This is a genomic window from uncultured Actinobacillus sp. (assembly GCF_945915845.1).
GTDB lineage: Bacteria > Pseudomonadota > Gammaproteobacteria > Enterobacterales > Pasteurellaceae > Exercitatus.
Genome location: NZ_CAMEFX010000013.1, coordinates 1 through 22289 on the forward strand (window position 1 = coordinate 1; position 22289 = coordinate 22289).

The 22289-nt window shown below is 38.4% G+C and carries 19 protein-coding genes; all 19 read left to right on the top strand.

Annotation, left to right across the window (positions count from 1 at the left end):
- Positions 1-299: 299 nt before the first annotated feature.
- The 19 genes from Q0O89_RS04895 to csm6 all read left to right on the top strand — a co-directional run bounded on the left by Q0O89_RS04895 (position 300) and on the right by csm6 (position 22047).
- A complete protein-coding gene (locus Q0O89_RS04895) occupies positions 300-833 on the top strand; it encodes a type II secretion system protein (protein WP_293730569.1) in 534 nt (177 codons plus the stop codon).
- Complete coding sequence (locus Q0O89_RS04900; protein ID WP_293730570.1) at positions 830-1564, top strand: type II secretion system protein J; 735 nt, start codon at positions 830-832, stop codon at positions 1562-1564. The genes Q0O89_RS04895 and Q0O89_RS04900 overlap by 4 nt, the downstream gene beginning before the upstream one ends.
- A complete protein-coding gene (locus Q0O89_RS04905; protein WP_293730571.1) occupies positions 1561-2238 on the top strand; it encodes a DUF2572 family protein in 678 nt (225 codons plus the stop codon). The genes Q0O89_RS04900 and Q0O89_RS04905 overlap by 4 nt, the downstream gene beginning before the upstream one ends.
- On the top strand, positions 2222-2515 hold the full coding sequence (locus Q0O89_RS04910; RefSeq protein ID WP_293730572.1) for a DUF5374 domain-containing protein: 294 nt from the start codon (positions 2222-2224) through the stop codon (positions 2513-2515). The genes Q0O89_RS04905 and Q0O89_RS04910 overlap by 17 nt, the downstream gene beginning before the upstream one ends.
- Positions 2516-2595: 80 nt before the next feature.
- A complete protein-coding gene (recC, locus tag Q0O89_RS04915; RefSeq protein ID WP_293730573.1) occupies positions 2596-5934 on the top strand; it encodes an exodeoxyribonuclease V subunit gamma in 3339 nt (1112 codons plus the stop codon).
- Between the two features lie 53 nt (positions 5935-5987).
- Positions 5988-7094 carry a murein transglycosylase A gene (gene mltA, locus Q0O89_RS04920; protein WP_293730574.1) on the top strand — a complete coding sequence of 369 codons (1107 nt, stop codon included), beginning with the start codon at positions 5988-5990 and terminating at the stop codon, positions 7092-7094.
- Positions 7094-7858 (top strand): tRNA cyclic N6-threonylcarbamoyladenosine(37) synthase TcdA, encoded by a 765-nt coding sequence (gene tcdA, locus Q0O89_RS04925; protein ID WP_293730575.1) that lies wholly within the window; start codon positions 7094-7096, stop codon positions 7856-7858. Before mltA ends, tcdA begins: the two co-directional genes overlap by 1 nt.
- Positions 7859-7944: 86 nt before the next feature.
- A complete protein-coding gene (gene znuA, locus Q0O89_RS04930; protein ID WP_293730576.1) occupies positions 7945-8892 on the top strand; it encodes a zinc ABC transporter substrate-binding protein ZnuA in 948 nt (315 codons plus the stop codon).
- 199 nt (positions 8893-9091) lie between these two features.
- A complete protein-coding gene (locus Q0O89_RS04935; protein WP_293730577.1) occupies positions 9092-11833 on the top strand; it encodes a YdbH family protein in 2742 nt (913 codons plus the stop codon).
- Entirely contained in the window at positions 11830-12027 is a 198-nt protein-coding gene (locus tag Q0O89_RS04940) for a YnbE family lipoprotein (protein ID WP_273315138.1), read from the top strand. Before Q0O89_RS04935 ends, Q0O89_RS04940 begins: the two co-directional genes overlap by 4 nt.
- 83 nt (positions 12028-12110) lie before the next feature.
- Complete coding sequence (gene cas10 / locus Q0O89_RS04945) at positions 12111-14720, top strand: type III-A CRISPR-associated protein Cas10/Csm1 (protein WP_293730578.1); 2610 nt, start codon at positions 12111-12113, stop codon at positions 14718-14720.
- Positions 14721-14732: 12 nt separating this feature from the next.
- Positions 14733-15170: a type III-A CRISPR-associated protein Csm2 gene (gene csm2 / locus Q0O89_RS04950; protein WP_273315142.1), complete on the top strand. Its 438-nt coding sequence runs from the start codon at positions 14733-14735 to the stop codon at positions 15168-15170.
- Positions 15171-15175: 5 nt separating this feature from the next.
- Positions 15176-15868, top strand: a complete 693-nt coding sequence (csm3, locus tag Q0O89_RS04955; RefSeq protein WP_293730579.1) for a type III-A CRISPR-associated RAMP protein Csm3 — start codon at positions 15176-15178, stop codon at positions 15866-15868.
- A gap of 8 nt (positions 15869-15876) precedes the next feature.
- Positions 15877-16821, top strand: a complete 945-nt coding sequence (locus Q0O89_RS04960) for a CRISPR-associated protein Csm4 (RefSeq protein ID WP_293730580.1) — start codon at positions 15877-15879, stop codon at positions 16819-16821.
- Positions 16821-18458, top strand: a complete 1638-nt coding sequence (locus Q0O89_RS04965) for a CRISPR-associated protein (protein ID WP_293730581.1) — start codon at positions 16821-16823, stop codon at positions 18456-18458. The genes Q0O89_RS04960 and Q0O89_RS04965 overlap by 1 nt, the downstream gene beginning before the upstream one ends.
- Positions 18455-19378: a CRISPR system precrRNA processing endoribonuclease RAMP protein Cas6 gene (gene cas6 / locus Q0O89_RS04970; RefSeq protein ID WP_293730582.1), complete on the top strand. Its 924-nt coding sequence runs from the start codon at positions 18455-18457 to the stop codon at positions 19376-19378. Before Q0O89_RS04965 ends, cas6 begins: the two co-directional genes overlap by 4 nt.
- A gap of 64 nt (positions 19379-19442) precedes the next feature.
- Positions 19443-19733 carry a CRISPR-associated protein Csx16 gene (gene csx16 / locus Q0O89_RS04975; RefSeq protein WP_273315151.1) on the top strand — a complete coding sequence of 97 codons (291 nt, stop codon included), beginning with the start codon at positions 19443-19445 and terminating at the stop codon, positions 19731-19733.
- 8 nt (positions 19734-19741) lie between these two features.
- Entirely contained in the window at positions 19742-20914 is a 1173-nt protein-coding gene (locus tag Q0O89_RS04980) for a DUF1887 family CARF protein (RefSeq protein ID WP_293730583.1), read from the top strand.
- On the top strand, positions 20914-22047 hold the full coding sequence (csm6, locus tag Q0O89_RS04985; protein WP_293730584.1) for a CRISPR-associated ring nuclease Csm6: 1134 nt from the start codon (positions 20914-20916) through the stop codon (positions 22045-22047). Before Q0O89_RS04980 ends, csm6 begins: the two co-directional genes overlap by 1 nt.
- Positions 22048-22289 lie beyond the last annotated feature (242 nt).

The window sequence follows — 22289 nt, forward strand, 5'->3', positions numbered from 1 at the left end:
AGCGGACTTTTAATCCGTTGGTCGAAGGTTCGAATCCTTCACGACCCACCACTTAACTTTCTAAATTAATTAAAAAAATCTTTTCTTAGGCGGTTTTCGCTTTTTAACTTACAACAAGTTCTTCATTGAAAGATAAACAGCCCAAGTTATCTTTGATCTTTATTTTTGCTTTCTTTCCATTTTTCTAAAAAATACTCTCTTAAAATCTAAATTTGTGATCTTGATTCCAAATTCTTATTCATTTTCTTTTCGATTTTTCATCTTCGCTTTAAAGTGCGGTTGAGAGTAGGGGAGTTTTTATGTCAAAAGGTGTTACATTAGTTGAAGTGTTGTTGGGCATTTTTATCCTGAGTTTGCTCGCTTCTTTCAGTATTCCAACATGGCAACAAAATAATACTCAAAGAGTTCTGGCAAAAGAACAACATAAGCTTTATCTTTTTTTACGTCAAGTTCAGGCTAGAGTTGAGAATTCATCGGATATTTGGTTGATTATAGCGAATCGACAAAGTTCACTTCGAGGTTGGTGTATAACCGCTCAACGGAAATCAGAACCGTTATGTGATTGCCTCCTTCCTCAATCATGTTCAGGTAGCACAAGTGCCCATTTTTATTATCCCTATTTTCCTGAGCAAACCATGATTGTGGCGAAACAATATTTTCCTACGGAAATAACGAAATTTAATGGGATCCGAAATACCTCTCCCTCTGCTTGTTTTGTGCTACAAGCCGGAGATAGTCGTACATTATTTTCTTTTTCCAATCTCGGTACCTTAAAACTGAAAGGTTATCAATCTACAAGTGCCTGTACATCAGGTTCGGGAGATGAAGAATGAAAGATATTTTCTCTCAACCTTACCGTGGGCAAAGTTTACTTGGTTTAATCCTAAGCCTAAGTCTGTCATCTTTTTTATTGTTGGTGATTATTAGCTTTTACAATCAAACTCAACAGCAAAATCAGCGCATTATGCTGAAGCTTCAATTACAAGCAGAATTACAAAGAATGGTTCAAACTATCGGACGTGATGTTCGCCGAGCAGGTTTTAGAGCCTCAGCAGAAGGGCTACAACAAAATAATCTGATGTTGTTTGAACAAGATAACCAGGGAACGAGCGTGACTATACAACAAGCCGATAATGAAGTTCCCAATAGCTGTCTATTATTCTTTTATGATCTGAATGGAAATGGTTGTATCGGGTCAAAAAATAAAGGGAAAACCTGCGTGAATGGTGATAAAAATTCCACTTCTGAAATAGGAACGGAATTATTTGGTTATCGTTTAAACAAAGGCATGATTGAAAGTCGGCAAACCTATAAAAATACAGTGAGCCAAACTTGCCAGCAAGAAGAATGCCGGAGTTATTTACAACAGCCGGCTTGTAATGTTGGTGGTTGGACTGATTTATTGGACGATAATGAATATGTGATAACACAATTAGCATTTAGTTGGTTAGCCGAAAAACAAGGGATTGAAGTGAAATTAGCCGGATATTTAAAGGCTCAGCCTGATATAACCTATGAAACAAGCATTGTTACCCCTTTGCTAAATCAAGGGGAATTTCAATGAGATGGTATCGTGGAATCATGACATTAACCCTGTTGATTTTATTAAGTTCGATGCTCTTTATTGTGTTGCTGTTTGATGATGATATATTGCGCTTGCATTCAGCATTAACCTCACAACGCCAACATTATATCAAGCAAAGCCTCACCTTACAGGAACTGAGTCAGCAAGGTAAGCCATCCGTCTGTACAACAGTGCCTTTAGAGATTAGTGGAAATATTTATGCGATGCCTTTTCAACAAGATGGGTTTGAGGATGATAACCGGCAATATATTTGGTGTGAGCGTAAAGCCTTATTTAAAAAATCCCCAACCAAAGCAACCTTTGTTGGGGAGTTTGATACTTATATTAATCGCGATAATCTGAACTTATTCAGCAATCAACTCCAACCGCCACCTATCCCCCATCCGGTAGATAAGAATTCGCATTTTTATTGGTTTGATAAGAACCAAACAGAATGGCAAATTACAGGCAATATTTATGCCGTGGTGGTCGCTGAAGGGGATTTGTCTATTTCAGGTAAGGGGAAAATTAGCGGCACAGTGATTACTCAAGGGCAATTAACAGTGGAACCTGGTGTGACTATTGCTTATCGCAAGGCTACAGTTCAATGGGCTGTTCAACAGCAAAGTCAATGGCATCGTGCGGAGAAAAGTTGGTATGATTTTCGGTTCTAATTTATTTAAAGGGATGAGCCTACTCTCATTGTTGATCAGCTTAACGGCGTTTAGTGGTATTTTCTTAACGGTCAATCAATGGACAAGCTATCAACGCAAAAGTGCGGTAGAAATTTACCAACGTTATCAAGCCATTCAAATCGCAGAGAATCAAAAGCAGCGACAATTTTTAGGCTTAGACTGTGAAAATACCGTGTCGCAAAATGGTATTCGTTTTCAGGTTCAATGTGGCGTACCTCTAATTGTGCGTTATCCTGCTGGCGAAATTCGCTTATGATTTTTGGATAAATTACTTGCAGAACATCAAAATCTCTCAGAAAATAACCGCACTTTAATTGCCCAAATTGAGATAACGCTGTGTTTTATATTTACCATTCCAACGATTTAGATGTTCAAAAAGAAATTTTACTTACCTTGATGGATGACAAGCCATCCGATCCCTTTGTACCAGAAACCATTATGGTTCAAAGCCCGGGTATGGCGCAATGGTTACAACTACAAATCGCTGAAAAGAGAGGGATTGCAGCGAATCTCAAATTTCCTTTGCCGGCTAGTTTTATTTGGCAGCAATATGTGGATAACCTTCCTAATGTGGTAGAACAGAGCCAATTTACCAAAGAGGCAATGGCTTGGCGTTTAATGACCTTAATTCCACAAGCTAATGTGCCACAACTTAATGCCTATTTGCAATCATCCACCGCTTCTGAGCAACAAAAACGCTATCAACTAGCCTTGAAAATTGCAGATCTTTTTGACCAATATTTGGTTTATCGTCCTGATTGGATTGCTGCGTGGGAACGTGGCGACAATGCCTATATTGAACAACAAATTAAAAGCCAAAAACAAGGTCACGACAAGCTATTTCAACAGATTCAACAGGATATTCAATGGCAAGGCGAGCTTTGGCGCGCATTAGTAGAGGATGTGCAAGGGCAAGATGCAGAAAGCGCGGTGCAACATCGCGCTAAATTACACAATGCCTATTTGAATTTATTACAACAGCAAACACCCCGTAATTTGCCGGCGCGTTTATTTGTTTTTGGTATTTCGGCCTTGCCAAAAACCTATTTAGAAACCTTGGTGGCAATGTCAGCATATTGCGATATTCATTTATTTTTCAATAATCCAAGCCGTGAATATTGGGGGGATATTGTTGATGCTCAATTTGCGCAAAAGCTAGCATTAAAACAACGCCAAGATTGGAAAACATTGGAGAAAACGACCGCACTTTTATCTCATACCCATTATCCAACGGAAGAAACGCAAGATGGTGAGCTGTTACAAGTAGGACATCCTTTATTGGCAACTTGGGGAAAATTGGGACGTGATTTCTTTTATTTGCTCAGCCAAATTGAGGGCGCGGATATTCAGTTTTTCACCGATTTAACGGGGGAGTCGCTTTTATCGCAAGTGCAAAATCGCATATTAAATTTAAAACCGAATAAAACAATGTTATTACATTTCGCTGAAAACGACCGTTCGTTGACCTTTCATGCTTGCCATAGCCCGATGCGTGAAGTGGAAGTATTGCATGATTATTTGTTGCAACTTTTCCAACGGGATCAAGCCTTAACGCCGAAAGATATTGTCGTGATGGTAGCGGATATTGATAAATACACCCCTTATATTCAAGCGGTATTTGGGCAATATCAACGTTACCATAAAGGCAAGTTAGAGCCTCGTTTTATTCCTTTTTCAATTTCAGACGGTAAGCTGTCGGAAAATGATGTATTGCTTGCTGCATTTCTTTCTTTGCTCAAGTTAAAAGAAAGCCGGTTTAGCGCAGAAGAAGTGCTGGCATTGTTGGATATTCCTGCAATACGTGAGAAATTCCACATTGAATTACGAGATCTAGAAACGCTTCGTCATTGGGTGATTGAGGCGGGTATCCGTTTTGGTTTGACGGAAAATGGGGCGAGCGCACGAAACTTTAATGCGTGGCAAGCAGGGCTAGAACGGATGTTACTCGGTTTTGCCCTTTCTGAACAAAATGCCGTTTGGCAAGAAACACTAGGGTTTAATAATGCTTATGGCTTAAAAGCACAATTAGTCGGAAATTTAGTTGCTTATTTGGAATGTTTGCAACAATGGCATCAACAATTATTGCAAGATCATTCTATGGCAGAATGGCAAGAAATATTGACCGCACTGGTGGATAATTTCTTTGCACTTAATACAGACAATCAAGACACCTTGCTGTACATCAAAGATTGTATTCAATCTCAAGCAGACTTATTGGAGGAAATTCACTTTGAGCAAGCGATTAACATTGATGTTATCGCTGAGGTAATGGCGGCGAAATTAGATGATAACGACAACAGCCTTAAATTCTTAGTGGGTAAAGTGAGTTTTTGCACACTATTACCTATGCGAGCTATTCCGTTTAAAGTGGTTTGTTTGTTAGGAATGAATGATGGGGATTATCCGCGCCAACAAACCCCAAATAGCTTTGACTTAATGCAATATCATCGACAAAAAGGTGATCGTTTCCGCCGCGATGACGATCGTTATTTATTCTTAGAAGCATTACTGGCGGCGCAACAATATTTGTACATCAGCTATGTAGGGCGTTCAGCTATTGATAATCAGCCTTTAGAGCCTTCCGTTTTGGTGAGCCAACTGTTGGATTATATTAATGATAATGCGGCAGATGAGCAAAAAATTGCGGTTCAGCAACACGCCATGACGATTTTTAGCCCGGAAAACTTTAGCGAAAATCACCGCACTTTTGCCAAAGAATGGTTGCCTTTAGCTAATCGTCAACAGCAAGACTTTATGGATTTCGCCAATCAATCTTCAGTTGCACCCAAAGCAAAAATTGAACCAATTGATCTGGCACAGTTAGTACAATTCGTGAAAAATCCGGTTCGTTATTATTTTGAAAAGCAATTAGGCGTGTATTTTAGAAATAATGATGAATTGATTGCAGATGCAGAAAATTTTGAATTAAGTGGTTTGGATTTATATCAAGTTAAGCATGAATTATTAATGCGCAGCGATGATGAATTAACGGATTTCTTCGATAAATTGCGCTTGAAAGGAATCAGTCCGCGTGGGCATTTTGCCACGGTTTATGAACAGCAAGTGCGGTCAAATATGGCGGAATTTCGTGAAACCCTGAGTGATTATGTGCAACAAGTACCACACACGGAATGGCTTGAGCTGAAAATGAATACGAGCCAAGGCGAGGTGTTGTTGCAAGGTGCGTTAGATCATCTTTTTGGTGATGAAAAGCAACGCATTGTTTGGTGTGTAGGCAAAATGAAAGACAGTTTCAAAATTGAACATTGGTTAATGTATTTGTGGCAAGTGGCAACCACAGGACGACAAGAAAGCCCATTGTTGTACTATAAGGATGACAAGGGGGTACAGTGTTTTCAGTTTGAAAAATTAGATAAAACGGCGGCACTGGAGCAGCTTACTGTTTATGTTGAAGCTTATTTACAGGGAAAACAAGACATTCAGATCGTTCCAACGACAGAGTTAAGTCAGTTTTTGCGAATGGCGGATAAAAATGATGCGGAAAATCAAGCGCTGTTAGAGAAAATCGCTTATGGCGATAATTACGGCATAAGAGCTGATGTTTATTGGCAACGTGTATTTATGCAAACACAACATTGGGATTTTGAGAAAATGAGTCAGCAAGTCCAAGATTGGTTTGCGCTGATGTTAACGCCGCCTAAAAAGGATAAATAAGGCTTATTTTTTGATATAATGCCCACTTTTCGTGGTTATCACAGGATATTTTAATGAAAAAGAAGTTAGTATTTAAAGCAATAGCCTTGCTTTCAGCCGGTATGCTAGTCGCGTGTTCATCGGACAATAAAACGGCACCAACCAAAGGAGCCGCGACCAATTCACAACAAGAAATGATGCAATTTGGCGCAAAATATCAAGGGCGTCATTACAGTTCAACCCCATTTACCACAGTTTCTCGTATTGATAATGAGAGCGGAATTGTCAATCAAGGGGATTTCTTAACGCAGTTGTCCAATGTACGGAGTTATTCGGGCAAAATTATGGCTAATTTTGCCGAAAATTATAGTCGTATTCAGCAATGGGTCGTATCCGGGGCGGATGTGAATGAGTTGGCGAACTTTGGGATTCGTCCACAAATTATGTCGGGCATGGATGGTTTTCAGAATGTGTTGATGACCGGTTATTATTCACCGGTAATTAAAGTTCGCGGTTCAAAGCAAGGTGAATTTAATCAGCCAATTTATTCATTACCGGCAAACAAACGTTTTAGCCGTGCGCAGATTTATGCCGGTGCCTTAGCCGGGAAAGGTTTAGAGCTCGCCTATAGCAACTCCATGATTGATAACTTTTTATTGGGTGTGCAAGGAAGCGGTTATGTAGATTATGGTAATGGACAATTACAATATCTTGCTTATGCAGGGCAAAATGGGTTCCCATATTATTCTGTTGGACGTTTATTAGTGGAAGATGGCGAGATTCCAAAAGAGAAAATGTCTATTCAAGCGATTCGCGATTGGGCAGCGCGTAACCCGTCTCGCTTACAAGGTTTGCTGGAGCGTAACCCGTCTTATGTTTTCTTCAAGTACGATCCTTCGGGCAAAGTGAAAGGGGCGGCTGGCGTCCCATTAGTGCCAATGGCATCAGTGGCAGCCGATCGTCATTTGATACCGATGGGGACAGTGTTGTTAGTGGAAGTACCGCAAATGGACAATGATGGAAATTGGACAGGCGAACATAAACTGCATTTGATGGTGGCGTTAGATGTGGGCGGTGCGGTAAATCATCACCATTTCGACTTATATCGTGGTATTGGCGATCAAGCCGGTCATATTTCAGGTTTGTCTAAACATTATGGACGGGTTTGGGTGCTACGCTAATGACAGAACGTATTGATAATTACGAACAACGATTTGGCGGCATTGGTCGCCTTTATACCCCCGAAGGCTTGGCGCGTTTACGTCAAGCCCATATTTGCGTCATTGGTATTGGCGGCGTAGGTTCTTGGGTGGTAGAAGCATTGGCTCGTTCGGGAATTGGCAAAATAACCATGATCGATATGGATGATATTTGCGTCACCAATATCAACCGCCAAATTCACGCAATGACAGGAAATATTGGGCAACTCAAAACAGAAGTGATGCGCGACCGAGTGGCGCTTATCAACCCCGAATGTGATGTACAAATTATTGATGATTTTCTCACTCAAGAAAATTTGGCGGAATATCTTAGTGGCGGTTATGACTATGTGATTGATGCCATTGATAATGTGAAGACCAAAGCCGCACTGATTGCCTATTGCAAACGCCATAAAATTCCTGTGATTACCATTGGCGGTGCCGGTGGTCAAACGGATCCCACTCAGATTCAAATTGCGGATTTAACGAAAACCATTCAAGATCCACTCATGTCAAAAGTGCGGTCAACTTTGCGCAAGGATTACCATTTTAGCCAAAATCCTAAGCGTAAATTTGGGGTAGATTGTGTTTTCTCTACGCAACCGTTGATTTTCCCCAAAATGAGCGACGGTTGTGCTGTATCAGCCACGATGAATTGCGCGAATGGTTTTGGTGCAGCGACGATGGTGACAGCCACCTTTGGTTTTTTTGCGGTATCGCGCGTGATAGAAAAATTGTTACGATAAACAGATCTTAATAACCTGATCCTATTGCTTTTTTTCTGAATTCTTGTACTCTTGTTGAGAATTATTTTCAAATAGGAGCTTAAATAATGAATTTAACTAAAACTATTTTAGCCACAACTGTACTAAGCACAGCCTTGTATGCACAAGCTGATATGGTGACTTCGGTAAAACCTTTGGGCTTTATTGCCTCAAGTATTGCCGAGGGGATAACAGAAATTAACGTCATTGTGCCGGCTGGTGCTTCTCCCCATGACTACAATTTGAAGCCAACTGATGTGCAAAAAATCAAATCCGCTGATCTGGTTTTATGGATTGGGAAAGATGTAGATGGATTTCTTGAGAAAAGCATTCATCAAATTGATCAGAAAAATGTAATTGAATTGGCAAAGCTGGATGAGGTTAAAGCCTTATTAGGACGTTCTGCGGCTCATCATCATGATGAAGATGACCATGACCATGATCACGACCATCATGACCATGATCACGGTCATCAGCACGAAGTGGATGAAAATGGGTTAACGGTAAACTGGCATATTTGGTATTCCCCTGAAATCAGTAAAGTCGTGGCGAATCAAGTCGCAGAAAAATTAAGCGAAAAATATCCTGCCCAAAAAGCGCAGATTGCAGAAAACTTAGCGAACTTTAACCGCACTTTAACGGCAAAAAATGAGCAAATTAAATCTCAACTGGCTGCCTATAAAGATAAAGGATTTTATGTTTTCCATGATGCTTATGGTTATTTCAATGAGGCTTATGGCTTAAAGCAAGAGGGCGCATTTACTATTAATCCATTAGTGGCTCCGGGGGCGAAAAAATTAGCCCATATCAAAGAAGAAATTGCGGAGCATAAAGTGGCTTGTCTTTTTGCTGAACCGCAATTTACCCCGAAAGTGATCGATACCTTGAGCAAAAACACCGGCGTAAAAGTCGGGCGTTTAGATCCTATGGGGGATGTTATTCAGCTCGGTAAAAATGCCTATGTGAATTTCTTGCAATTTACCGCTGACAGTTATGCAGAATGTTTGAGTAGATAGGGAATTTTCTGCAATTTGGCTTGTCGTAATAGCAAGATTTTTTCGCGGTATTATATTGCCGTTGTATAAAGCTGAAATGGCGGTTGGTGAGCCTGTCGAACCATAAGGCATTTCAGCGATTGCACAAGACTAACGTTTCGACAAGCTCAACGACCGTCTTGTGTTGTAGATTGTAATGCCGTTTTTTCAGGTAAGATGTATGTGGAAGCGTTGGCTGTTAGGCTTGATTGGTGGTGGGATTTTATTCTTGGTCGCGTTAATTTTAACGCTTCCTTGGTGGTTTTCACCCAAACAGGCAGAACAGCTCGCTAACCGTTTTTTAGCCCCTGATTATTCTCTTCAGCTTGCAGACTCATGGCAACTTAAACTCACGGGTCTGCAACTGGCTCATCTTAAGCTTCAAACCCCAACGTGCCCCCTTGCGGATGCCGAGCAAGTAAAGCTAAATTGGTGGAATTTTAGACGCTTAAATATCGAAAATCTCACCCTAGATTATGGTTGTGTCACGCAATTACCGACCGATCCAAACTCGCAAAGTGCGGTAGATTTAACCGCACTTTTTGCCGCGTTACCAATCAGCGAAGTGGATGTCTCGCATTTTCAGCTCAAAAACACGGCGAGTCTGACACAATCAAATTTACAACAATTATTGCAAGCTGATATTGCATTGAACGCCCAATATACAGGCGAAGCCTTACGATTTTCCGCTCAAGCCAAAGCAGAAAGTGCGGTGATTTTGCAGCATCATTCTGAATTAATCCCGGCAAATGGATTATGGCGTTGGCAAGGGCAAACCGATTATCAACCCGAACCACAGAAAACCTATCATCTTACGTCTTCAATACAGCTGGAAAATAACCTATTAGCCTTGCCGCAACAAGGCTCTCTCGATGTTTCTTGGGATAATGCGGATTTTTCGGTGGCGAAAGGAACGCTAGGGTTAAGCTGGCAAGGTGAAAAAGGGCAAATCAGTGGGCAAGATCTTGTCCGTAATCAGCCCTTGTTAGATGTGCCTTTTACTTGGAATAACAAAGGGTTAGAAGTGACTTGGGGAACGCTTTACTGGACATTTGACGGTTATCAACCGGTGAAAGCATTCTTGGGGCTGAATATTAAAAAGCCTGAACATCAGTGGTTTCCGCTGAATACGGATTTAAATATGATTTTTCAAACCTTTGGCGAATTTGGCAAAGGGGAAATTGTGATTTCAGGGCAAAACGGTGAAATTGGCGGTGGGGAACGCTTTGATCAACTGCATTTTGATCTTAAAACCCGCGGCGACTTACGCTATAACACGACTGTGGCGCAAACCAATTTGGAATATAAAGTGCGTGGTACTTTTGCTGAGCCTTGGATGGTCTTTAGTCAAGGCGCGATTTTCAAAATGGATAATGTTCAATCGGAGACTAAACTTCATGTTCGTTTACCTTTGGATAACGTGGTTATCGGGCGTTATGGTTTAGAAGGGCGTTTACAAGCCACCTTACAGGGCTCAACACCGCAGTTTGAACAATTAGATCTCAAATTAGACGGATATGCCCACGAATTTATTGCCGGTGTCAAAACAGTCTTTGATTTACGTGATGAACGGCAAAATTTACGTTCTGCCGAACTGAAAGCCGCAAACCGTTGGGACTGGAATGTTAAAGGGAGTGCCATTTGGAAGGCATTGAAAACTAAGGTGAATCTCAACGGGCTAGGTTTTTGGGAAGCAGACCATATTGAGCTCACAAAACTGAATGCCAATTCGGGCGATGTCAACATTGCAGAAGTCAAAATGTCGCCCCTTTTTCTCGAGTTAAAAGATCGTTTACGTTGGGATTACGAAAAAGAGAAAATCCGTGGTTTGTTACAAGCACAAACGGATTGGCTTGAATTTGCCTATGGTGGTCGCTTTGAGCATCCTATTTTTGGCGTGGGCATTGACGGCAAATCCATTGGGGATTTTAGTATAGCCGGCGAGCTGAAGGCAGGATTATTAGGGCCGTTGGAGATCTCAGGTCATTACCAAAAACAGGCGTTAACAGGAAAAATTGCATGGAAAGAGCAGTCTGCTAAAGTATTCCAATCCTTATTCCCACAGAAATGGGAATGGATCATTCATCGCGGCACTATCAAAGGAAAAACGGATTTTCTGATCGATGAAAATGGGGTGTTATTGGATGGTGAGTTGAAAGTGAAAAAGGGCGAAATCCAATTGCCCGATGGGGAAATCAAAGGATTAAATATTGATTTTCCATTGCATTATCAAGATCTTACTTTACAAGCCAAAGCACAAAAACCATTGAAGTTTTATATGGACAGTATTCGTCTTGGTGCACTTGAAATCCAACGCGCCAAAATGAACGCCTATGGTTATTATCCTAATTCATTGGCGAAACCCTTAATTCTCTCTCAAGTTCATTTGGATGTATTTGATGGGGACGTCACCGTAGATAAGCTCAGCTTGCCACAACAACAATTGGCGGTGTTAAATCTAAAAAACATTGATTTATCCAAAGTACTTACCATGGCGCAATATAATCAAATTTATATGCAAGGACGTATTAACGCTACGTTGCCATTTCGGTTTAATCATAAAGCATGTTTAATTTGTCAGGGGACAATCACCCAAGCAGAAAAGCTCAATTTGAAATTAGATGATGAAGTTGTAAAAGGGCTCAAAGCCGGTGGTTGGACAGAAAGCATTTTAGTGGATGTGGTTAAAAACTTGGATTTAGAGACCTTTAACGCGAAATTAACGCTTTTGCCCACGGGCGAAATGGATCTTGCTGCGTCTATTAAAGGATATAACCCCGATAAGAAAACCCATAACCCCATTACATTGAATTATACGCACAAAGAAAATATGTTTGAGCTATGGAAAATGATAGACTATGGCTCGCAATTCGAACAAAACCTTGAATATCGACTTTACCAACAAGCGGAAAAAACGGAATGAAAAACTTTGCTAAAAAACAACCGCACTTTTTACTTTTTGCAGCCTTAGTAAGTCTATTTACGCTATCCGCCTGCACCCCCACCATTCAACTCGACACCCCAAAAGAAGGGATTACGATTAATATGAACGTGGTGGTGGATCACAAAATTAGCGTAAAGATGGATGAAAAATCGCAAGAAGTGATGGGAAAATAGTCGAGAATTACAAATTTGCATTTCTTCCTTTCCCTTTGAAGTTTGCCTATAATCTTTTCAACTTATTACCAAAAGGAAGAACTATGTCATCATTACTTTTTGCTTCTTGCCGTGTGGCGTTTGCGGCATTGGTTCACGATTTAGGGAAGTTTGCAGAGCGCGCCAAACTTCCGATTTCGCAGGATGCGCTTGATGCCCACAAAACGCTTTATTGCCCTTTCAATCAAGAGGGGAATTATCATTCCCACGTTCACGCTGCTTATACCGGCTATGCCATTGACCAAATCGAGCCTTATTTACCGCCGTTAATTGAGAGTGAACTTTATCCTTTCACTTCACGCCAACAAAATAAAGATAACAGCATTACCAACTCTCTTATCAATGCGGCAGCCGCCCATCATAAACCCGATACTTTTTTGCAATGGGTGATTGCGACTGCAGATCGTGTGGCTTCGGGTTTTGAGCGTGAAGAGTTTGATAAATACAACAAAGCCGAAGCGCCTAATCATTATCAAGCCCGTTTATTGACCTTATTTGAGCAGATCAAAATCAGTAAAAGTGCGGTGGAAATTGAGAGCAATTCGCTTACTTTTCGCTATCCGCTTGCACCTTTAAGTGCACAAACGATTTTCCCTGTTTCTCGTCATCAAGTCGAAACCGATAATAATGAAATCGCACAAAAAGCCTATTTAAAATTGTGGGAACAGTTTGTGCAAGGTTTGGCGGAAATGCCGGCATCGCACCGTAAAAAATGGGATATATGGCTCGATCATTTTGATACCGCCTATCAATGTTTTGCCGGCAGTATTCCTTCTGCAACAGCGTTTGGTGTAAAACCGGAAGTTTCTTTGTATGATCACAGCAAAACGACGGCGGCATTAGCCACCGCACTTTGGCGTTGGCACGAAGAAAATCAGCAGACCGGGCAAGATCAAGCGGTGAAATTAGCAGATCGTTTTGCAAGTTGGGACGAGCAAAAATTCTTGTTAATTCAAGGGGATTTCTTTGGGATTCAAGATTTTATTTTTTCCGGCGGTAGCGATAGCAATAAACAAGCGGCGAAATTATTGCGTGGACGCTCTTTCCAAGTTTCACTGTTTACCGAATTAGCCGCCTTGAAATTGTTGCAAGCTTGCGAATTACCAAGCACCAGCCAAATTATCAATGCGGCAGGTAAATTTTTGATTGTTGCGCCCAATACCGCCAAAATTAAAGCCACCGTTGCACAAGTACAAAATGAATTAAATCAATGGTTTGTTGAAAATACTTACGGCTTAGTCGGTTTAGGTTTAGCCGGCAAAGAAGCCAGCTGTAATGATTTTATCGGCGATAAATTTAAAACGCTGATTAAAGGCTTATTTGAACAGTTGGAAGAGGCCAAACTACAACGTTTAGATTTAACGGATAGCACGCTGTCGGTTCAAAATGTCAGCTATCCTTACGGGATATGCCGCCTAAACCGTTATTTCCCGGCGGAAACGGAATATCGCTCGGAAGATAAAAACAGCGGTTTATCCCGAATTTCTAAAGACCAAATTACCATTGGCGAGCAGTTGGTCAAGAAAAACCGTATTTTAATCTGTGCGTCAGCGGCAGAAATATTTAAAACCTACAAAACTGCCAGTTTGAGTTTACCGATTTTCGGCTACAACGTCATTTTTACGGAAAACGAAGCGGAAACCGGCAAATTTGGCGAGTTGGTCAATGCGCAGCAACTTTATCGTTGCTGGGATTTTTCTATTCCGAACAGTCTCGATCAATCCGTATGGAACGGCTACGCACGCCGTTATATTAACGGGTATGTGGCTAAATTTAACCTTGCTGATGAATATACGTCTGAGAAATATCAAAATGCGGATTTAGCGGAAATTGAAATCGATAAAATTAAAGCCTTTGATTTTATCGCTTGTGAAGATCGCCAATTAAACGGCGAAAAATACGAAGGTTCGGCGGCATTGATGACCTTAAAAGGCGATGTGGACAATTTAGGCACGATTTTCCAAACCGGTTTAAAAACGCCAACTTTTGCAAAAATGGCCGCACTTTCACGCCAAATGAACCAATTTTTCAGTTTGTGGTTACCGACTTATTGCCGGCAAAACAGCCCGAATATGTACACGGTGTTTGCCGGTGGCGATGATTTCTTTTTAATCGGGCCTTGGCAAGCAACGCAAAAAATGGCAGGCGAAATGCACCAAGAATTCCACCGCTATGTGGCTGAAAATGCGGATATTCACTTTTCTGCCGGAATGGTAATGAGCAAAGTCGGGTTACCTGTCCCTCGTTTAGGCGATTTAGCGGAAGAAGCCCTTGAAAAGGCGAAAGGGATTGATGCAGGCAAAAATGCGGTAACTATTTTTAATAAAACGGTGAAATGGGAAAATTGGCAATCACTTTGTAAGTTAGAAAACAATATCCGTGATTTAGCAAAAGAATATAAAATTTCAACATCTTATTTGTATTCTTTAATCCGTTTAGCGGAACAAGCAGATAATTCAACGAATATTGAAAACACAATGTGGCGTAGCCGTTTTTATTATCGTACAGCACGTTATGTGGCAGATAAATTGCCAAAAGAGCAAAAAACCGAAGTACTTGATAAAATAATCAAATTATTAGGTAATGAAGGAATTGAACAATATCAAGGTAATTTTGTTATTCCGTTATTTAATTATTTTTATTCAAAACGTTAAGTGGAGTTATTTATGATTGATTTAAAAAAAATTCAATTAGGCAAAAATAAAAAACCTAATATTTTTTCCGAGATCGCTGAAGAAGCAGCACATAGCATTAAATATACGAATGGGCAATATGAAAAGAAAACGAACAAATCAACTCAGATAAGGAAATATTATGATGAGTTATCAATGTGGAATGATAAAGTTAATTTAACAACTTCTAAAGAGGAAAGATTACGTCTTTTTGATGAATATATCCCTTTTATCTATATGTTAAAGGCTAAAGTAGCTTATGCAGAAGGACGTAAATCAAATGGTAGCACATTAGTTAATCGAAACTTTAGCCAAATACTTAATCGATGTATAGACCAAATTATCGATCCTGAAACATTGAAAGAAGCTAAATTATTTATGGAAGCTGTACTTGCATTTTGTAAATTAGAAGAAGTAAAAAATAAAGGATAAAAATTATGAAACTGACAAATATCATCGAAATTAACGCAAAATTAGTATTAAAAACCGGTTTACATATTGGCGCAGGCGATAGCGAAATGCATATTGGCGGTATTGATAATTCCGTGATTAAACACCCAATTACCCAATCGCCTTATATTCCCGGTTCGAGTTTAAAAGGCAAAATTCGTACATTATTAGAGTGGCGTTCGGGTGCGGTAAAAAATGCACCACTTACCTTAAATGAAGCAAATGGACAAAATGTCGAAGCGGTCAAAAATATTTTGCGTTTATTCGGCATTAGTGGCGATAGCAAAAATGATAAAAGTGCGGTGGAAGAAATCGGCGTTTCTCGCCTTGCCTTTTGGGATTGTGCTTTAAATCCAGAGTGGGAAAACGCCATTCGTGAAGACAACCAACTTTTAACGGAAGCCAAAAGCGAAAACACCATCGACCGCATTACGGCAACGGCTGGCAATCCACGCCAAACGGAGCGTGTTCCGGCTGGTGCTGAATTTGACTTCAAATTAACCTTACGCCAATTTGAAGGCGATAGCCCCGAATTATTAGATTTAATCTTAAAAGGTTTACGTTTACTGGAATTAGATAGTCTTGGTGGTTCAGGATCTCGTGGTTACGGTAAAATCGAATTTCAAAATTTAACCGTAAGTGGAGAACCTAAAAACTTACCTGAAAACCCATTTGCATAGGGGGAAAAATGAAAACCTATCGTTTTACGCTTTCCCCCCAAAGTGCTTTTGGCACACCGCTAGTTGGGGATAGCTTATTCGGGCAACTTTGCTGGGCGATTGTTAATCGTTTTGGCGAAGCTCGCCTTAATGAACTACTTGAGGGTTATGTTGAACAACGTCCATTTATGGTGGTATCTGATTGTTTTCCAAAAGATTACTTACCTTTACCAACCATCCCTTCTCGTTTTTGGAACACTGATGACAGCCATAAAGCTGATCGTAAAAAATTGAAAAAAATCCAATGGATTAAATGGGAAGACGCTCAAAAAAGTGCGGTTGAATTTTGGCAAGAAAAAGCCATTGCAGCAAATTTCAAATTTGAAAAAGAGAGCCAAGACCAATATCACAATACTATTGACCGTTCTACAGGCACAACAGGCGAAGACATTTTTGCCCCTTATGCGACTGAATTGACTTGGTATAATAAAACGCAACAATTTGATCTTTATATTGTGTTAGATGAAGAACGCTTAAGCCTATCTAACTTAAAACAAATCTTAAAAGATGTGGGTGATTTTGGTTTTGGGCGAGACGCTTCTATTGGTTTAGGCAAATTTACCATTGCCGAAGAAGTACAAGCGGTTGAATTTAAGCAAGAAAATGCAAATTGCTATTTCACGTTAGCTAACTCTGCCCCACAAGGGTTAGGCTTAAACAAAGACAATAGTTACTACCAAATTACTACCCGATTTGGACGGCACGGCGATATTCAGGCACTGAGTTCGAGCCCGTTTAAAAAGCCGATTATTTTAGCAAAAGCAGCCGCGATTTTTACCCCGAATGAATATAAAGGGCGATTATTTTTGGGCAATGGTTTAACACAAATATCAACTGCTCAAACCAACGCTGTTCATCAAGGTTATGCACCGGTATTTAATTTATGTGTGGATTTCACTAAGGATAAAAAATAATGAAATTTATGCAAACTCACAAAGTCTATTTAACCCCAATTAGCCCTATTCATATCGGCTGTGGGGAAGATTTCGAGCCAACGAATTATGTAATTGATGGAAATATTTTATACCATTTTGATCCTGTCAAACTTGGCTTATCTCAAGAACAAAAAGAACATTTAATCAAGTTAATAGATGATGAAAGAATATCTAATGCCCAAAAATTGTTAAATATTCAAAAATTTTTTCTTAACCATAAAGAGATAGCAAAAAAAATCTCTAGCTATGAAGTAAACGTTGCTACTGGATTTCCACCAGAATGGAAAGAAAAAGTTTCAAAACCGGTTGAGATAGATAAAAATGGAAAAGAAAAGGATTTAATCAATCAATTAGCTATTCAGCGAAATGCCTATTATCCAAGTAAGAATGGACATATTCCATATATTGCAGGAAGTAGTTTTAAAGGGGCATTTATTACACCAATTTTATCTCAACGTCATTTTGAGAATGGGCAAAGACCATTTATCAAATTAGAACCTAAAATAAATAGTCAAGATAAAAATAAAAAGCTCTCTGAAATAGCTAATAAAATAAATACTGATTATATTTACCAGATCAATAACCTTAAATCTTTCGAAGAGGTTAAAGAGAATTTTGCTCATAATGAATTTAGAAGTATTAAATTTTCTGATTTTATGCCCCAAATAGCCGCAAATACCAAAGTATACTATACGGTTAGCTTTCATCGGGAGTTAAGTAAAGGTCAGAAAAAATCTGATAGCAGAATAATTCAAAGAAGAGAATGTATTCTTGCAGGGCAATATCGAGCATTTACGGCAGACCTTACTATTATGGAAGATAGGGTAAATAAATTATGTCCATTAGAAGAATATTTTGAAATTACCCAAGATTATTATCAAAGAGCCTTTATTTCTGAAATTGAAAAAATGAAAGAAAGTGATTTAGTTAATGAAAAATGGGCAAACTCTCTTCTAAATTTAATTTCAAAAGGTGGATATTTAATTCGATTGGGTAAAAATGGCTCTGATACTAAAGTATTAGAGGGAAAAGGTGTTGCTCAAATAAAAATTAATCCTAAACAAGGTCAGGAAGAATATTATCAGGAAAAAGCGACAACCTTTTGGCTAGCTGCAGATAATAATAAGCAACAAAAAGATCTTTTACCTTTTGGCTGGGCTCTAATTGAGATTCAAGGAAAAAATGAAAATTCAGCTTTAGAAGATTGGTGTAACCGACACCCAAGACCTGCTTTAGATAAAATATCAATATTTAAAGCAAAAGAGCAAGAACGTCAAAAAGAGAAAGAGGACAAAGAGAGACAGGAATTATTAAATTCTTTATCTAGTAACAGACGAACTATTGAAGAGTATATTGATAATTGGAAAAATTTATCTAAAAACTCATTTACATCTTCAAAAATTTATTCTGATGCAAAAAAATTAATAGAACAAGCTATCCAAGATAATTGGGAGATTGAAGATAAAAAATATATTTTTGAACTATTAGATCCAAGCAACGCTAATAGTATTAGCCAAGAAAAATTTACAGATGTAGATAAATTGATTAAACCTAAAGATAAAAAATCAGCAGCTGGTCAGTTTAGAAAATTATTAAATAGTTTGGTAGAAGAATGATTTCAAATAGTTTCCCCATCGCTCGCTATCAATTTACATTTAAAGTGAATGACCCCATTATTCTTCCCGAATATGCAGGCTCCACATTACGTGGAGCTTTCGGGCGAGCATTACGCAAAATTGCTTGTATGACTAAACAAGAGGATTGCAAGAGTTGCCCGTTATATCGCACTTGCCCTTACACCAATATTTTTGAAACGCCAGCACCTGAAACCCATCAAATCCAACAATTTAGCCAAGTGCCAAATGGTTATATTATTGAACCGCCTGAATGGGGAATAACAGAATATCGACAAGGCGAAATACTTCGCTTTAATTTAGTTTTATTCGGCCGTTTAGTGTCGCAATTACCTTTAATTGCCTTTGCCTTTAAACGTGCTTTTGAATATAACATTGCAGGCGGAAAAGGTGAATTAGTGGATATTGCATTTTTTTCACAAAATCAAACCGCTTGTCAGTCGATTTTACAGCAGGGAAATATTATTGAACATCAAGCAGAAATTATTATTCCCACCGATTTACCTAATAAAATGGAATTAGAGATTTTAACGCCATTGCGTTTACAAGATAACGGCAAACCATTAAAACCCAATGAAATTAATTTAAACCGCTTTTTAATTAGTTTGGCAAAACGTATTTCATTATTAAGTGAATTTCATCATCAACCGCTTAATTTAGAGTTTGATAATTTAATTTCATTATTGCCACAAATTGAAGATCAAAAACAATTAAAATGGCAAGATTGGACAAGATATTCTTCTCGCCAACAACAAAAAATGAAATTAGGTGGCGTAATTGGAAAATGGGAATTTCACAACGTTCCGAATGAATGGGCAGAATTGCTTTATATCGGGCAATGGCTACATAATGGTAAAAATGCGACTTTTGGCTTAGGAAAATATCAGATTACAAATTTGTAATTTAATCTCAATTTAAAAAATATCGTTTAAACTTACCGCACTTTTTATCAAAATAAGGAAAAATATGGCGGTCTGGTTTATTTCAAGACATCAAGGTGCAATTGATTGGATTAAACAACAATCTATTCATATTGATCGTTTTGAAAGCCACTTAGATGTTAATTTAATCCAAGCGGAAGATACCGTTATTGGTACGCTTCCCATTCATCTTGCGGCAGAAGTTTGCCAAAAAGGGGCAAAATTTTATTTTTTATCAATTAACATGCGCCCGGAACAACGCGGCACAGAATTAACACAAGCACAACTTGTAGAACAAGGCTGTGCATTGCAAGAATTTTATATTGAAAAATGTTAGGAGTCATTATGCAAAAATATGATATTCACGTTTGTTTGGTTTCAGGACAAGCTGCACCAAATTTATTACCTATTTTAGATACGGAATTTAAGCCGAAAGAAATTGTATTGATTGTGTCAAATAAAATGAAAGAAAAAGCCAATAATTTGGCTGAAATTTACAAAAAGAACAATATTAAAGTGATACAAAAAATGTTGAGTGATGAATTTAATTTTTCAACAATGGAACAAGAAATTTATGCTATTGCAGAAGAATATCTTGATAAAAATGTCGCTTTAAATGTTACGGGTGGCACAAAATTAATTGCGATTGCAGCTCAAAATGCCTTCCAAACGGCTGGAAACCCTATTTTTTATGTAGATACAGATGAGAATCGTATTATCTTTATTTCTAAAGATGAACAAGGACGCTGGATTGAAGATAAGATGTTACATACCAATGTTAATCTTAGTGATTATTTTGGTTCTTATGGTTTCCAAACATTCTGCCATTCGCAACCTGACATTAAAGAAGAATGGTTAGATATTCCAAAGTTACTTATACAGTATTACGATCGTTATGCTAATGTTATTCCACTTTTAAATAAATATGCCTCTTTAGCGGAAAAACAAGGTTTAAAAGTGGAGATTTATAAAGAAGATCAGCGAATTAATTTACTTGATGATGTATTGGCTGAATTTGATGATAAATATGATTTGATTGAATATAGAAATAATCAAATTAATTTCAAAAATCAAGATGTTCGTTTCTTTCTTAATGGTGGTTGGTTAGAAGATTATACTTTCAATCTTCTAAAGGATATTAAGCAGATTGATGATATTGGTTGTAATATTGAAGTGGCTAATCTTCATTATAAGCAAGAAAAAAGTGATTTCTCTAAAAATAATAAGGGGAATAAAAACGAGTTTGATATTGTTTTTATGGCTAAAAATAAATTACATATTATTGAGTGTAAAACACAAAAGCTGGATAAATCCGGTGGCGTGAAAGCAGAAGATATTCTGTATAAATTAGAAACCTTAAAAGATTATGGTGGATTGTTCACCAAAAAATGTTTAATTAGCTATTGTTCTCTTCCTGAAGCCATTTTAAATCGTGCTAAATCGCTCAATATTAAAATTATTCAAGGAAAAGATTTATTACGTTTAAAATCATTGATTCAAGATTGGATTGCACGCTAATGAAAAATTACAACAAACGCATACTACTATCTGTTACAGGAATGTCGCCAGCGGTTGTTACAGAAACATTGTATGCTTTAGTAACAGAAAAAGGCTTTATCCCAACAGAAATTCGAGTCATTACCACGCTACAAGGTAAAAATAAATTACTCGATGTTTTATTACGCCGTGGCGCATTAGCAGAATTTATTGCTGATTATGGCGAACAATATGGTTTTTCACATATTCATTTTGATGAGAGTTGTATTGAAGTAATTAACGATATAAGCGGTGAAAAATTATCGGATATTCGCACGCCTGAAGAAAATGATTTAGCGGCAAACCAAATCGTGAAACTGGTTGGACAGCTTTGCCAAGATGAACATTCAGCAATTCACGTCTCTATTGCCGGCGGTCGCAAAACAATGGGATTTTTCTTAGGCTATGCGCTTTCCCTTTATGGGCGTAAGCAAGATAGCCTATCCCACGTGTTAGTTTCGGCAGAATTTGAAAATGTGCGAGATTTTTATTATCCGAAACCTTACCCTTGTGAAATTTTCAATGATAAGGGGGTAGCTTTGGACGCTTCGCAAGGCAAAGTGATGCTGGCGGAAATTCCTTGGGTTCGGTTGGGGTTGGGGATTCCGGCAGATCTGCTTAATAATCAGATTTCCTATAGTCAGTCGGTCAATAATGCACAACAAATTTTGGAAACCCCAAGCATTTCTTTTATCGACAAAATTGTGGATAGAAAAGTAAAATTAGGGGAGCATATGGTGAAATTTGCGCCACGAGGCTATACCTTTTTGCTTGCACTAGTGATTGCCAAAGAACAACAATGGAAATTTGACTATAACAAGCAAGAAGCAAAAATCATTGAACTTTACCTACAAATTTATGAATTAGTGAAAGGAAATGATCTTAGTATGCAGGATCGTTTAACCGGTAAATATTATGAATTGGATATTCTTAAGAAAGTGTTGTCGGAGTCGGCACACGATATTAATGAAAAAGTTCGCAAAGCCTTTTCCTTAGGCAAATCTGTGAAAGTTCCCTATATTCCTTCCGCTAAAAATGGTTGTTATGAATTGATGATTGAAAGTGCCGATATTGATTTTTCTGCTATTCAATCTGAAATTCAACATCTTCTTTAATCTTTTCTATACAGGCGGTAGTTTTTTACCGCTTTAGCCTGATAACAAAGTTTATTCATTCAGTGTTTATTGGGGCTAATGTAATTAGCCCCTACAGCCGTTTTATATTAAGATATTTTGATAACTAAAATATTTCAAATCGATTAAAAAATTTGAAGTGGTAATTTTTTACCGCTTTTTACAAATTTGTAATTTTAAATATGCGTTGATACTTAATTTATTATACTCCCATTCTTAGAGAG

Bases quoted from the DNA above. Each gene is read 5' to 3' on its own strand.
- mltA (WP_293730574.1), top strand. From the start codon at position 5,988: ATGAAAAAGAAGTTAGTATTTAAAGCAATAGCCTTGCTTTCAGCCGGT.
- cas10 (WP_293730578.1), top strand. From the start codon at position 12,111: ATGTCATCATTACTTTTTGCTTCTTGCCGTGTGGCGTTTGCGGCATTG.
- Q0O89_RS04980 (WP_293730583.1), top strand. From the start codon at position 19,742: ATGCAAAAATATGATATTCACGTTTGTTTGGTTTCAGGACAAGCTGCA.
- csx16 (WP_273315151.1), top strand. From the start codon at position 19,443: ATGGCGGTCTGGTTTATTTCAAGACATCAAGGTGCAATTGATTGGATT.
- znuA (WP_293730576.1), top strand. From the start codon at position 7,945: ATGAATTTAACTAAAACTATTTTAGCCACAACTGTACTAAGCACAGCC.
- csm2 (WP_273315142.1), top strand. From the start codon at position 14,733: ATGATTGATTTAAAAAAAATTCAATTAGGCAAAAATAAAAAACCTAAT.
- tcdA (WP_293730575.1), top strand. From the start codon at position 7,094: ATGACAGAACGTATTGATAATTACGAACAACGATTTGGCGGCATTGGT.
- Q0O89_RS04910 (WP_293730572.1), top strand. From the start codon at position 2,222: ATGATTTTCGGTTCTAATTTATTTAAAGGGATGAGCCTACTCTCATTG.
- Q0O89_RS04940 (WP_273315138.1), top strand. From the start codon at position 11,830: ATGAAAAACTTTGCTAAAAAACAACCGCACTTTTTACTTTTTGCAGCC.
- cas6 (WP_293730582.1), top strand. From the start codon at position 18,455: ATGATTTCAAATAGTTTCCCCATCGCTCGCTATCAATTTACATTTAAA.
- Q0O89_RS04905 (WP_293730571.1), top strand. From the start codon at position 1,561: ATGAGATGGTATCGTGGAATCATGACATTAACCCTGTTGATTTTATTA.
- csm3 (WP_293730579.1), top strand. From the start codon at position 15,176: ATGAAACTGACAAATATCATCGAAATTAACGCAAAATTAGTATTAAAA.
- Q0O89_RS04960 (WP_293730580.1), top strand. From the start codon at position 15,877: ATGAAAACCTATCGTTTTACGCTTTCCCCCCAAAGTGCTTTTGGCACA.
- Q0O89_RS04895 (WP_293730569.1), top strand. From the start codon at position 300: ATGTCAAAAGGTGTTACATTAGTTGAAGTGTTGTTGGGCATTTTTATC.
- Q0O89_RS04900 (WP_293730570.1), top strand. From the start codon at position 830: ATGAAAGATATTTTCTCTCAACCTTACCGTGGGCAAAGTTTACTTGGT.
- Q0O89_RS04935 (WP_293730577.1), top strand. From the start codon at position 9,092: ATGTGGAAGCGTTGGCTGTTAGGCTTGATTGGTGGTGGGATTTTATTC.
- csm6 (WP_293730584.1), top strand. From the start codon at position 20,914: ATGAAAAATTACAACAAACGCATACTACTATCTGTTACAGGAATGTCG.
- Q0O89_RS04965 (WP_293730581.1), top strand. From the start codon at position 16,821: ATGAAATTTATGCAAACTCACAAAGTCTATTTAACCCCAATTAGCCCT.